This window comes from Hymenobacter sp. YC55 (genome assembly GCF_029433095.1).
Lineage (GTDB): Bacteria > Bacteroidota > Bacteroidia > Cytophagales > Hymenobacteraceae > Hymenobacter.
Genome location: NZ_JARNTX010000002.1, coordinates 467,529 through 480,144, shown reverse-complemented (window position 1 = coordinate 480,144; position 12,616 = coordinate 467,529). Strand labels below are relative to the sequence as shown.

At 52.9% G+C, this 12,616-nt stretch carries 11 protein-coding genes; 9 read left to right on the top strand and 2 right to left on the bottom strand.

What is annotated here, in order from left to right:
• Positions 1–88 precede the first annotated feature (88 nt).
• The 4 genes from P1X16_RS15280 to P1X16_RS15265 all read left to right on the top strand — a co-directional run bounded on the left by P1X16_RS15280 (position 89) and on the right by P1X16_RS15265 (position 2,643).
• A complete protein-coding gene (locus P1X16_RS15280; RefSeq protein ID WP_277230696.1) occupies positions 89–838 on the top strand; it encodes a 2-C-methyl-D-erythritol 4-phosphate cytidylyltransferase in 750 nt (249 codons plus the stop codon).
• A gap of 237 nt (positions 839–1,075) precedes the next feature.
• Positions 1,076–1,651, top strand: coding sequence for a DUF4142 domain-containing protein (locus tag P1X16_RS15275; protein WP_277230694.1), 576 nt, complete (start codon positions 1,076–1,078; stop codon positions 1,649–1,651).
• A gap of 30 nt (positions 1,652–1,681) precedes the next feature.
• On the top strand, positions 1,682–1,924 hold the full coding sequence (locus P1X16_RS15270) for a hypothetical protein (protein WP_277230691.1): 243 nt from the start codon (positions 1,682–1,684) through the stop codon (positions 1,922–1,924).
• Between the two features lie 56 nt (positions 1,925–1,980).
• Positions 1,981–2,643: a DUF4142 domain-containing protein gene (locus P1X16_RS15265; RefSeq protein ID WP_277230686.1), complete on the top strand. Its 663-nt coding sequence runs from the start codon at positions 1,981–1,983 to the stop codon at positions 2,641–2,643.
• A gap of 156 nt (positions 2,644–2,799) precedes the next feature.
• Here P1X16_RS15265 and uvrA read toward each other — a convergent pair whose 3' ends face one another.
• Positions 2,800–5,820 (bottom strand): excinuclease ABC subunit UvrA, encoded by a 3,021-nt coding sequence (uvrA, locus tag P1X16_RS15260; RefSeq protein WP_277230684.1) that lies wholly within the window; start codon positions 5,818–5,820, stop codon positions 2,800–2,802.
• Between the two features lie 279 nt (positions 5,821–6,099).
• Between uvrA and P1X16_RS15255 the strand changes: the two genes are divergently transcribed.
• The 5 genes from P1X16_RS15255 (at position 6,100) to P1X16_RS15235 (ending at position 10,924) form a co-directional block, all read left to right on the top strand.
• A complete protein-coding gene (locus tag P1X16_RS15255) occupies positions 6,100–6,774 on the top strand; it encodes a hypothetical protein (protein ID WP_277230681.1) in 675 nt (224 codons plus the stop codon).
• A 176-nt stretch (positions 6,775–6,950) separates the two neighbouring features.
• Positions 6,951–7,433, top strand: coding sequence for a hypothetical protein (locus P1X16_RS15250; protein WP_277230679.1), 483 nt, complete (start codon positions 6,951–6,953; stop codon positions 7,431–7,433).
• 122 nt (positions 7,434–7,555) lie between these two features.
• Entirely contained in the window at positions 7,556–8,974 is a 1,419-nt protein-coding gene (locus tag P1X16_RS15245; RefSeq protein WP_277230677.1) for an MBOAT family protein, read from the top strand.
• A 177-nt stretch (positions 8,975–9,151) separates the two neighbouring features.
• On the top strand, positions 9,152–10,426 hold the full coding sequence (locus P1X16_RS15240; protein ID WP_277230675.1) for a hypothetical protein: 1,275 nt from the start codon (positions 9,152–9,154) through the stop codon (positions 10,424–10,426).
• A gap of 249 nt (positions 10,427–10,675) precedes the next feature.
• The gene (locus P1X16_RS15235) at positions 10,676–10,924 is read left to right on the top strand and encodes a hypothetical protein (protein ID WP_277230672.1); all 249 of its coding nucleotides are present in this window, start codon (positions 10,676–10,678) and stop codon (positions 10,922–10,924) included.
• A gap of 53 nt (positions 10,925–10,977) precedes the next feature.
• Here P1X16_RS15235 and asnS read toward each other — a convergent pair whose 3' ends face one another.
• Positions 10,978–12,390, bottom strand: coding sequence for an asparagine--tRNA ligase (gene asnS, locus P1X16_RS15230; RefSeq protein ID WP_277230669.1), 1,413 nt, complete (start codon positions 12,388–12,390; stop codon positions 10,978–10,980).
• Positions 12,391–12,616: the final 226 nt, after the last annotated feature.

Below are 12,616 nucleotides of genomic sequence, written 5' to 3'. Positions count from 1 at the left end.
CAAGCAGCTCAGTAAAACCAAGCCCTACTACCTTTCGGTGGTGGGGCTTTTCTTTGTGCTTCCCTTACCCATCCATTCCACGAATACTATGCCTGCTACTTCTCCCGACGCTGCTCCGCTATTCAATACTCCTGCGGCAGTACCGCGCTTTGCCGTTCTGGTAGCCGGTGGTAGTGGCACACGCATGGGAGCCGACCGGCCGAAGCAGTTTCTGGATTTGAATGGCGAGCCCGTGCTTTTGCATACGTTGCGCCGGTTCGCCGAGCCTGCATTGGGGGTAACCGCTATAGTAGTGGTGCTTCCACTCGACCAGTTCGAGACGTGGCAACAGCTGTGTACGGCCCATAAGGTGCAGATTCCGCATACTACGGTGGCGGGTGGTGCGTCGCGGTGGGCTTCGGTGCGCAAGGGCCTTGCGCAGTTAGCCGAATACCATCATGGCGTAGTGGCCGTGCATGACGGCGTACGCCCGCTGACGCCAGTAGCGGTAATTGAAAATACCTATGCGGCTGCTGCCGAGCACGGAGCAGCTATAGCCGCTGTGCCACCCAAAGATTCAGTAAGAGGGCTGAGTCAGCAGGGGTCATACGCGCTAGACCGCACCCGGCTTCGATTGGTACAGACGCCGCAATGCTTTGAAATAGAATTGCTCCGCCGCGCCTACCAACTGCCTGAGCTACCCACCTTCACCGATGATGCCAGTGTGGTAGAAGACTTGCACCCTATTCGGCTTGTACCCGGTGATTATTGTAATTTGAAGATTACCACACCTGAAGATTTACTATTGGCGGAAGTGCTGCTGCAGCGCGAAAATAAACAGGATTCGCGCAGTTCCTGAAACCCGAACTGTAGCTTATCATCATTGACAACAAACCGCAAGGAACTCGATTTCAACCGAGCCCCTTGCGGTTTGTTGTTTACTACATTATCGGCTAGCGGCATTCTACTTAGTGCTTACCGCGGTTCAATTTCACAGTTGGGTCTGCTTTGCAAGCTCAATTCCTCTTGCACCCCAACCGCTAGCGGAGCTTACCGTATATCCACACACTTGTCACTTGCACAAAAGCCTGAAATCATGCGTTGTTTCCAATTTTTAGCGCTGGCAGCGCTGCCATTGTTCACCGCTTGTTCGGGAGGTGAAAGCAACAAAGATCCGGTTGCTGAAGCCAAATTTCAGAACGAGAAGCGCATCGGAAATGAAGCAATAACCGAAAAGCAGGAGCGCGATGCGGAATTTATGGTAACGGCTGCCAGCAGCAGTATGCTGGATCTAGAGCTGAGCCAGATAGCACAGCGCAAAGCCACCTCGCCCGATGTGAAATTCGTGGCGCAAACCATAGTTGCGGAGCATGCGCCCATGCAAGCCGACCTGAAGGCCGTAGCCAGCCGCAAGAGTATTGTACTGCCCGCCAGCTTAGGCAAAGACCAAGCAGAACGGGTAGGCGAATTAACGGCCCTCAATGGCCCGGCTTTCGACCGCAAATACCTCGACCTGCTGGAAGACAGCCACAGTCGTGCCGTCAACGACTTCGATGATATGAGCGACGAAGCTTACGATGGTGACATCCGAGCCTTTGCAGCGAAATACCTCCCTGCCTTGAAAAAACACCGGGAAGCCGCCGAGCAAGCGGCCGACAAGTTGCCTAAATAACTCCTCTCACATACCACTTACCACTACACCATGAAAACCAACTTTCTTTCTTTGCTGGCCTTGGCCGCAATCCTTTCTTTTAGTAGCTGTGGCAACGCCGAAAAGCGTACGGATGGCACTGCCGGCGAAGCAGTGAGTGATATTGACAAAGCGGCCGATGAAGGCGGAGTGGAAGCTGATGCTACCGTAATCGACAATGACGCGGGCCCGACAGTGTCGGCAGATGCTGACTCGGCAATGTCGGCTGACTCGGCTGGCCAAGCTCGACCATAACCTAAGCTCGTCAAAGCGAGTACGTTCTACCATCAAACACCTCAACAGCATCTGCTATGAAACGCTTTCTTTTTAGTGCCTCTTGCCTTGGCCTTTTGGCCCTCGGCTCTTGTAGTCAATCTGCCGACACTAACGCTACTACCGCCGACAGCGCAACGGGTAGCGCCCCAACCAACACCGAAGCCGGTGCTATGGACTCTTCCGCTACTGGCGGCATGAGCGGCGATAGTGCTTCAGCCGGTGCGGTTGGTGGCGGGGCTATGGCTGACCCTAATGGTCCGACTGCTCCTCATACCGACGACCCAACCTTTATGAAGTCGGCGGCGCACAGCGACCAAAACGAAATGCAGCTCAGCAAGCTCGTACTAGAGAAGGGCGCAACCGGCATGGCCAAAACTCACGCCGACATGATGATCACCGATCATACCAATTCGACAGCCAACCTGAAGGCTATAGCACAGAAAAAGAACGTGACGCTGCCCACCGACATGGACGCCGAGCACAAGGCTATAGCCGAGCAAATGCGCAAGCTCTCGGGCAAAGAGCTAGAGAAGAAGTTCATGGATCAGATGGTAATCGACCACCAGAAGACGCTGAATACAATGGCTGCGCACAAGGCCATGACGAAAGACACGGATTTGCAGACCTTCATTACGAAGACGACGCCCGTTATCGAGAAACACCTAACCATGTCGAAAGAACACTCGGGCATGATGTAGGACGAGCTTCGGCTTTCACGAAATCAGCAGGAAAGCCGCTACCCAATTGAAGTAGCGGATTTTCTATTGCCGAACAGTTGAACGCTGCTACAAAACAAGAGCCCGATACGCCTAGCGTATCGGGCTCTTGTTTTGTAGCAGCGTTATCTTCTGGTTCTATGCCTCCACGTATTTGCTGGTACGCAGTTCCTCGGCCAGGAAGCGGCTGGTATGGCCCTTGCCCGACTTTGCTACTTGCTCAGGCGTGCCTTGTGCCACAATGGTACCGCCCGCCGCACCGCCTTCGGGCCCGATGTCAATAACGTGGTCGGCTACTTTGATCAGGTCGAGATTGTGCTCGATAATAAGGACGGTGTTGCCTTTATCGGCCAACTTTTGAAGCACATCGGCGAGGTGGCTGATGTCCTCGAAGTGCAGACCGGTGGTGGGCTCATCAAGGATATAGAACGTCTTGCCAGTGTCCTTCTTGCTGAGCTCGGTGGCTAGCTTTACACGTTGCGCCTCACCGCCCGAAAGCGTGGTAGCCTGCTGGCCTAGTGTGAGATAACCAAGGCCTACTTCGTTCAGTGTTTGAATCTTGCGCAGAATCCGGGGCTGAAACTCGAAGAAGTCCACGGCCTTTTCCACCGTCATGTCAAGCACGTCGGTAATGGACTTGCCTTTGAAGCGTACTTCCAGCGTTTCACGATTGTAGCGGCGGCCTTTGCAGGTTTCGCAGGGCACGTGCACGTCGGGCAGGAAGTTCATTTCGATGGTCCGGATGCCGGCACCTTCGCAGGTTTCGCAACGTCCGCCTTTCACATTGAACGAGAAGCGGCCCGGTCCGTAACCGCGAATCTTCGCCTCCGGCAATGACGAGAACAACTGCCGGATTTCCGTGAACACGCCGGTGTAGGTGGCGGGGTTCGAGCGGGGCGTGCGGCCAATCGGCGACTGATCTACCTCTATTACCTTATCAATCAGTTCTAGGCCTTCGATGCTGCCGTAAGTCAGCGGCTCACGCTTGGCGTTGAAGAAGTGCTGATTAAGAATGGGGTAAAGCGTATCGTGGATGAGCGACGACTTGCCCGAACCTGACACGCCCGTAATGGCGATAAGCTTCCCAAGCGGAAACTTCACCGTCACGTTCTTCAGGTTGTGGCCCTTGGCGCCTTTCAATACCAGTTCATTGCCTTCCCCAACCCGCTTTTTCTTGCGTAACTCGATGTGCTTCTGTCCGCTGAGATACTGCGACGTGAGGCTACCCGAATTGAATATCTCTTGCGGCGTACCCGAGGCCACAATGTGCCCACCGTGGATGCCCGCGCCCGGACCAATATCGAGCACGTAGTCAGCGTGCAGAATCATGTCCTTGTCGTGCTCCACCACAATCACCGAGTTGCCGATGTCGCGTAGGTGCTGCAAGGCCTTGATTAGCCGCTCGTTGTCACGCTGGTGCAGGCCAATGCTGGGCTCATCCATGATGTAGAGCACACCCACGAGTTGAGTACCAATCTGGGTGGCGAGGCGGATGCGTTGGCTTTCGCCGCCGCTCAGGGTTCGTACCGAGCGGTGCAGGTTCAGGTAGTCGAGGCCCACTTCCAGCAGGAAGCCGATGCGCTTACGAATTTCCTTGAGCAGTTCGCGCGCAATCAGGTTTTGGCGGTCAGTGAGGCGCGTTTCTAGGCCTTCAAACCAACCGGCCAACTCGTTCAGGTCCATCACCGACAGTTCCCCAATGTGCTTGTCGTCCATCTTGAAGTGCAACGACTCTTTCTTGAGGCGGTAACCGTGGCACTCGGGGCATTCCTTAGCTTGGGTATACTGCTGAATCCACTCCCGGATGTTCTCGGAATCGGACTCCATCTGGCGCCGCAAAAACGGGATGATGCCCTCGAACGGCTCGGCGTAGTTGGCTTTCTTAGGGTCAGCCTCGTCGTCTTCGGGTATGCCGTAGAGTAGCCGCTCAATCAGGTCGTCGGGAAGCTTTTCTAGAGGCGTGCTCAAACTAAACTTCTGGCGTTTCAGGATAGCGCTGAGCTGCTGGAAAATCCAGATGTCGCGGTACTCGCCGAGCGGGGCAATACCGCCGCGGCTGACGCTCAACTTGCGGTCCGGCATCACCGATTCCTCGGTTATTTCCTGCACTTCGCCTAAGCCGTTGCACACCGGGCACGCACCGTAGGGCGAGTTGAAGCTGAACGTGTTCGGCGCCGGGTCGTCGTAGGCAATGCCCGTGACGGGGTCCATGAGAAAGCGCGAAAAGAACTGCGTTTTCTTGTCTGCTTTCTTCTCGTCGGGGTCAAGCACCAGCATGGTGCCTTTGCCGTGAGTTAGCGCATTCTGCACTGAGCCTGACAAACGGAACCGGTCTTCTTCCTTCACCACCAGCCGGTCGATTACGATTTCGATGTCGTGAATCTTGTAGCGGTCCACCTGCATTTTGGCAGTGAGGTCGAGCAGTTCGCCATCGACGCGCACTTTCGTGAAGCCGAGCTTGGCAATCTGCTGGAACAGTTCGCGATAATGTCCTTTGCGGCCTTTTACCACGGGGGCCAGCACCACCAGCTTCTTGCCGTCGAAGTGCTGCAGAATGTAGTTGATGATCTGGTCGTCGCTCTGCCGAATCATCTTGGCGCCGGTGGCGTAGCTGAAGGCTTCGGCCGTGCGGGCGTAGAGCAGACGCAGAAAGTCGTATATCTCGGTGATGGTGCCCACCGTGGAACGAGGGTTGCGTGAGGTGGTTTTCTGCTCGATGCTAATAACCGGCGACAACCCTTCAATCTTATCGACATCGGGCCGCTCCAGCCCACCCATGAAGCTGCGGGCATAGGCCGAGAAGGTCTCCATGTAGCGGCGCTGCCCTTCGGCGTAAATCGTATCGAAGGCCAACGACGACTTACCCGAGCCGGATATGCCAGTGAAAACCACAAGCCGTCCGCGCGGAATCTGAATGGAAACGTTCTTCAGGTTGTGCTCCCGGGCACCGTATACTTCAATGAAGGGCGACTCGATGCTGCTAGCGGAACCAGCAAGCTGCCCGTCGGCAAAAGCTGGGGGCGCCAGTGCAGGCAACGAAACCGGAGCTACCGCCACCGTCGATGCTTTCTGTGGTGCCGCCGCAGCCTTGGGGGCCTTGGGTGATTTTGGAGCTTTAGGCGATGCAGCAGTCGATGCCGCGGTTGATTTTTTGGCCATGCACTAGCGATGCGAATAAGTCTGCAAAGGTAGGTAAAACCCGACCTTCTTACTATCCCGAATAGCTTATTTGCCAAGGGGTTTGGCTAACATAATTCGGGATAATCAGCCGACTATAGGTGTGGGCAGACTGCCTATAACAACAATGCTAGCTTAAAAGTCTCAGCTTAGTTGAACTTCTATATTGCGCGCTGAAATTGTGTGGTTTACGTTGCTCAAATCCGAGAAATGGCGCTGTTATTGTATGGTATGTATCAGAAACATTTTCCTTTTGACTGCATGAAACTCCTAATAAAATCAGGCTTGCTTTTGCTGCTAGGGTTGCTGCTGCAAAGCGGCGCTGCTCAAGCACAGGTGCGGGTAAGCGTCAACGTAGGACGTCCTGCTTGGGGCCCAGTGGTTGGCCCCGGCGTGGAGTACTACTACATCCCGGAAATTGATGGCTACTACGACTTGTACACGCAGCAGTATGTGTACCTCGACCCGTATGGCTACTGGGTTAGCACACCATATCTGCCGACTTACTACGCCAATTACGATCCGCGCTTTTTCCACCCTGTTGTAATCAACTATGTGGGCCGGCAGCCTTGGGGCTACATCCGCGACCACCGGGCGTATTGCAACCAGCGGGGCTGGCAGCCAGGGCGCTACTACGGCAACAATGGCTACTATGGCAACGGCCGGGGCAGCTATGGGCCGGCACCAAGCTACCGCCAGGCTCCTGGCCGTTACGACAACTCGCCCTACAACAACCGAGGCTACGCCCGCGGCAACGACTACGACCGTAACAACCGCGGTAACTACGGCCGCGACGACCGGTATGACCGTGACAACTACCGCCGTGATGAGCGAGGCAACTGGGACAACCAAAACAACTCTGGTCGTAACGACCGTGGCTTTGAAAGAAGCCGCGACGAGCGAGGCACCTTTGATGGTAGAGGTCGGGGCCAGTAAGTCAGTTCCTACTAAGCAACTTTCGAAAGAGCGTCTTCATTCTGAAGACGCTCTTTTTTGCTATGTCGGTTACAATCCGCAACTGTTTTGGCGACATGCACAAATGAGCACAACCGTAGTTTGGCCTCTTTCTTGCTTTTATTCAGCTACCACAACGAAATCCTAATCCTACTATCATGAAAACTGTTTTGAAACTTGCCTTGGCATTGTCCCTCACAGGCCTATCCTATACCACGCAGGCGCAAGGCCGCGGCAATGCTGTACGGCCTTCTTGGGGTCCAGCTATACCGGCAGGCAAGCAGTATTATTATATCCCAGAAGTTGGGGGCTACTATGACCTTAGCGCTCAACGTTACGTGGTGCAACGCGACAACCAGTGGGTGCGCGTAGTCAATGTCGACGGCTATACGCCTTCCTCGTTTCACCCCGTCGTTATCGACTATGTAGGCGCACAGCCATGGGGCCAGATCAGCCAGCACCGCACGTTATATCCCGTTAGCCTACCGCCCGGCCAAGTGAAGCGCTTGGAAAAAGGTAAAGGCCTGCCTCCCGGACAAGCCAAAAAGCTAGGTGCTGCTCCAACTCCAGGTGGAGTGTATGTAGTAGAAGGCAAAAACAAAGGAAATAACGGCCATGGCAAAGGCCACGGCAAGCACTAAACCCACTTGTTCTTGATGCCAATGCGCCGGACTCCTTCAATGGGTCCGGCGCATTTTTGTGTTCGGCCAAACAACAAAGCCTTATTTTCGAGGAAGTTTGCATTCAGCCTATTCCTCATCATATGGTTTTTAGTAGTACACTCTTCCTGTTTTACTTCTTACCAGGCTTTCTGCTACTCTACTTCCTTACTCCTACTCGCTTTAAGAATACAGTGGCATTGGTGGCCAGTATAGCTTTCTATGCTTGGGGAGGGCTCCATTTTTTGGCGCTGTTTGTGGCTTCGGTTGTAGTCAACTTCTTTCTGATTCGTCTTATGGATCGGGCAGAAGGCTGGCAGAAGCGCATTTACTTGATTATGAGCATCATCATTAATGTGGCGATGCTGTTCTACTTCAAATACGCTAACTTCTTTCTCGAAAATTTTAGTGCTCTTAAAACGTCCTTAGGTGGGGAGGAATTGACGTGGGAAAAAGTGGTGCTACCCATTGGTATTTCTTTTTTCACGTTCGAAAAGCTTACCTACACCATTGATGTGTACCGCGGCGTGAACAAGCCTTTGCGCAGCTTTTGGGACTTCATGCTCTATATCATGCTATTCCCAAAGATGATAGCTGGCCCTATCGTGCGCTTCCACGAAATAGCCGGCCAACTCACCGACCGACGAGCCTTTGATACCGTCGACCATAAGCTAGCGGGCCTATTTCGCTTTGGGATTGGCTTAGCAAAGAAGGTACTTTTTGCCAACATCATGGGGCAAGAAGCCGACCGTATTTTCGGGCTAAATCCCGACGACCTATCGGCGCCGTTGGCGTGGCTGGGGGCACTGGCGTACACCTTTCAGATCTACTTCGACTTCTCGGGCTATTCGGATATGGCTATCGGGCTAGGCCGGATTATGGGCTTCCAGTTTCCAGAAAACTTCAACAACCCTTACGTTTCACGTAGCATCACCGAATTTTGGCAACGCTGGCACATCACGTTAGGCCGCTGGATGCGCGACTACCTGTACATCCCTTTGGGTGGTAACCGGGTAAAACCTAGCCGGCTTTACATCAACCTCTGGACTGTGTTTATTCTCTCGGGCTTCTGGCACGGAGCAGCTTGGAATTTTATTGCGTGGGGCGCTTTCCACGGTTTGTTTCTAGTGCTTGATCGGCTGTTTCTGCTGCGCATTTCCAAGCGTTTAGGTGTTCTTAGTATTGTTCCTACTTTCTTGGTTACAGTAGTAGGTTGGGTGCTGTTCAGGGCTGAAACGCTAGCAGGGGCTTTGGCTTATGTGAAGCGTATGTTTAGCGGAAGCTTAAACGAACTACCTTACTTCAACAACGAATTTTGGATTACGCTGACGCTAGCAGGCCTGTTTGCGTTTATGGCTGCTCTACCGCGTGTGGAACGCTGGGAGGTAAGCATGCTATTTGGCGAAAAACTTAGCTTGCCCCGCGCGGCTAGTCTTACTTTGGCTACGGCGGCATTGCTTATACTGAGTGCCGGTGCCATCCTTGGCAGTTCGTTTAATCCCTTTATTTATTTCCGGTTTTAAGTACTTTCTTCCAGCAAGCTCGGCCCATGCCTATTTAGGCACTACGTCTAATTTGTGGGGATTTTCCACTTGGCCTTGTCTTTCTGTTGATTGTTTCTTGTTCTGACCGAGCACCTTCTGGCCAAACTATTGAAAGCTTACGCACCTAAACTTTTAAAGGGCTTTTTCCTGAGCCTAGTGCTAATCGTATTGATTTTGCCGGGGTTCCAAACCGTTTTTCCCGTATTCAAGATGGGTAGGCTCGGCGGTTATGCCGAACGTGCTCCCTACCCGGAGCTTCAGTGGTCGAAATTGCTCGACAGTAGTTATCAGTTGGCGCTGGAGAAATACACCGAAGACCGACTTGGCTTTCGTGTGCTGCTAATTCGCTTACGCAATCAGGTAGCTTACTCCTTTTTCAATACCGCTAAGGCCAACCAAGTACTTATCGGAAAAGACAATGTTTTCTTGGATGAGGCGGCTATTCGATCTTACGCAGGCCAAGACTACCAAGGCGACCAACATATCCGGGCCAATGTGCGCCGGCTCAAAGCTGTGCAGGATACCCTAGCTCGTAGAGGTATACTATTAGTTTTTGCTATTGCTCCTTCCAAGGCAAACTTTTACCCCGAATACCACCCCACTTACTTTCAGAAGTTGCCCCGCACGCAATCTAACTACACGGCTTATGTGCAGCAGATGCAACAGAAAGGCGTGAATTTGATTGATTTAGCGGCTCTGTTTCAGCAGTGGAAAGACACAGTTTCTTACCCATTATTTACGCGGGGCGGCATTCACTGGAGCGGCTATGGCATTACGCTAGCGGCCGATACGCTCTTCCGCTACATCAAGCAGCGAGGACACTTTAATTTACCTGATTACCAGGTTGTCAGCCGCACAATTACTCATGAGCCCCAGGATAGCGACGATGATATTACCAGATCCTTGAATCTGCTTTATCGGCCCTCTGAATTCGAAATGGTGTATCCCGATATAAAATTTGAATTGCCAAAACCAGGTCAGAAGAAACCCAGCATGCTGTTGATAGGCGACAGTTTCGGATGGGGCCTAATTGGCTTTTACCCGTACATACCCAACTTATTCAACGAGAAAACACAGTTCTGGTACTACAACACGGAAGTACAGGTTGGAGCCCGAAGTGAGATGCCTTCCGACAAACAAGTGAAACTACTGGATTATAAAGCAGAAGTACTAGCGCAAGATGTTGTCTTGCTTTTATTTAATCAACAAAACTTAGCCAGCTTCGACTATGGCTTTACTGCCACTGCACACGAATTATTCTTTCCATTTACTGCTGCCGATCAAGCACGCATCCAAGCCATCGAGCAGAAGCTGAAACAGTCGCCTGCAGTGCAAGATAAGCTGTGGCAACAAGCTAACACCAACAATGGTAATTACGACCAGTTGCTTCGTACAATGGCCCTTGAGGAGTATGAACTACAACGGCAATAACTCCTAACGCCTCAAGCTTTAGAGGTCTTATTCTACCAGTATCAGAAGTACCCCTGCAACGCCTGTTCACACTGCTTATTGGCTTTGCTCCTGCTGTCAGTTCTGCAAGCCGAATACCATGTAATACAACCGAACCCATTGGGAGGTAAAGAAGATGTAGTGCCATTTCCCGTAACCTTGATTCAGGCTTGCCATCAAATTGAGCCTGATTTCCGTACTAAGCTTATAGCCAACCACACTCCCACCGCCATGCCAACTTCCTACCAACCTATCAGCTGTTCTTTCTACGATGAGCTAGAGGCTCGCGCTACTACCGGCCAGACCTGCACGCTCACTTACCGCACCGAACCTGATACACCCCCGAGTACCTATACTGGCACTATACAAGACCTTTATATCAAAGACAAAGTCGAGTACCTCCGCCTTGCCGACGGTTTTGAGCTGCGCTTGGATGCCCTGGTGGCTGTGGATGACAAGGAGCTACGGAATTACTGCTAGAAACAAAAAGGCGGCCTTACAGCCGCCTTTTTCACTTAAATAAATTTCACTTTTTAAAACTCGGCGCTCTTAGGGAAGCGCGGGAAAGGAATAACGTCGCGGATGTTGGACATGCCGGTGACGAAAAGGATAAGGCGCTCGAAGCCTAGGCCGAAGCCTGCATGTGGGGCGGTGCCGTAGCGGCGGGTATCGAGGTACCACCAGAGGTCTTCTTCGGGCACGTGCATCTCGCGCATCCGAGTGACAAGCTTTTGCAGGTCTTCCTCGCGCTGCGAGCCGCCGATGATTTCGCCGATGCCGGGGAAGAGGACGTCCATGGCACGCACGGTGCGGCCGTCGTCGTCCAGCTTCATGTAGAACGCCTTGATTTCCTTGGGGTAGTTGGTGAGGATGACAGGCTTTTTAAAGTGCTTCTCCACCAGATACCGCTCATGCTCTGACTGCAAATCGGTGCCCCAATCAACAGGAAACTCGAACTTCTGCTTGGCCGACTTCAGGATTTCAACGGCCTCAGTGTAAGTCAGGCGCTGGAACTCGTTGTCGATTACAAATTTCAGCCGGTTTAGCAGTTCCTTGTCGTATTGGTCGTTGAGGAACTTGAGGTCGTCGGCACAGTGCTCTAGAGCGTAACGGACCAGGCTACGGAGGAAGTCCTCAGCCAGATCCATGTTATCGTGCAGGTCGTTGAAGGCCACTTCGGGCTCGATCATCCAAAACTCGGCCAAGTGGCGGGCGGTATTGGAATTTTCGGCGCGGAAGGTGGGGCCGAACGTGTATATTTTCCCTAGAGCCATGGCCGCCAATTCGCCTTCGAGCTGGCCCGAAACGGTAAGGTTAGTAGGCTTACCAAAGAAATCCTGCTTGTAGTCCACTTGGCCCGCTTCGTCGAGCGGCGGGTTCTGCTCGGGCAGCGTGGTTACGCGGAACATCTGGCCAGCACCCTCGGCATCGGAGCCGGTGATGATGGGCGTATGGACGTAGAAGTAGCCGTTGTCGTTGAAGTACTTATGGATGGCAAACGCCATAGCGTGCCGGATGCGCAGCACGGCCCCAAATGTATTGGTGCGGGGGCGCAGGTGGGCTATTTCCCGCAGAGCTTCCAGCGAAATGCCTTTCTGGTCGCTGCCACGCTTTTGTAAAGGGTATTCTTCGGGGTTGCTCGTACCAAGCACTTCAATTTCCGAAGCCTGAATTTCCACAGCTTGCCCTTTGCCCTGTGAAGCCACCAACTTGCCGCGCACAGCCAAGCAAGAACCGGTGGTTACTTCTTTCAAATTTTCCTCCGGGAACTTCTCGGCATCGGCTACCACTTGCAGATTATGGATAGTAGAGCCGTCGTTGAGGGCTATGAATTGCACGTATTTGTTGCCACGGCGGGTGCGTACCCAGCCGCGTACTAGCACTTCACGGTCCAGGTCGGTGCTGCGGAGCAGATCCTGTACGCTGGTCTTTCGGAGGTCGGACATTGAATCGTTACTTCTCGGGGTTGATACTCGGTATAGAATCGGTAAAGGTAGGACTTTTGAAAAGGCAGTGAAAACCCTTCTAGATAAGTAGTCGGCAAGTTCAGCCACCTCGCCTTGGCCTCCGTGCAACCTTGATGGCACAGTGTGCTTCCTACCTTTAGCAAGAGAGACTTTTTTAGGCTGTAAAGGCCCGAAATTGGCTACGCCCTATTTATCCTTGCTTCCT

Coding starts and splice junctions, on each gene's coding strand:
- P1X16_RS15235 (WP_277230672.1), top strand. CDS start 10,676: ATGCCAACTTCCTACCAACCTATCAGCTGTTCTTTCTACGATGAGCTA.
- P1X16_RS15250 (WP_277230679.1), top strand. CDS start 6,951: ATGAAAACTGTTTTGAAACTTGCCTTGGCATTGTCCCTCACAGGCCTA.
- P1X16_RS15245 (WP_277230677.1), top strand. CDS start 7,556: ATGGTTTTTAGTAGTACACTCTTCCTGTTTTACTTCTTACCAGGCTTT.
- P1X16_RS15255 (WP_277230681.1), top strand. CDS start 6,100: ATGAAACTCCTAATAAAATCAGGCTTGCTTTTGCTGCTAGGGTTGCTG.
- asnS (WP_277230669.1), bottom strand. CDS start 12,390: ATGTCCGACCTCCGAAAGACCAGCGTACAGGATCTGCTCCGCAGCACC.
- uvrA (WP_277230684.1), bottom strand. CDS start 5,820: ATGGCCAAAAAATCAACCGCGGCATCGACTGCTGCATCGCCTAAAGCT.
- P1X16_RS15280 (WP_277230696.1), top strand. CDS start 89: ATGCCTGCTACTTCTCCCGACGCTGCTCCGCTATTCAATACTCCTGCG.
- P1X16_RS15270 (WP_277230691.1), top strand. CDS start 1,682: ATGAAAACCAACTTTCTTTCTTTGCTGGCCTTGGCCGCAATCCTTTCT.
- P1X16_RS15265 (WP_277230686.1), top strand. CDS start 1,981: ATGAAACGCTTTCTTTTTAGTGCCTCTTGCCTTGGCCTTTTGGCCCTC.
- P1X16_RS15275 (WP_277230694.1), top strand. CDS start 1,076: ATGCGTTGTTTCCAATTTTTAGCGCTGGCAGCGCTGCCATTGTTCACC.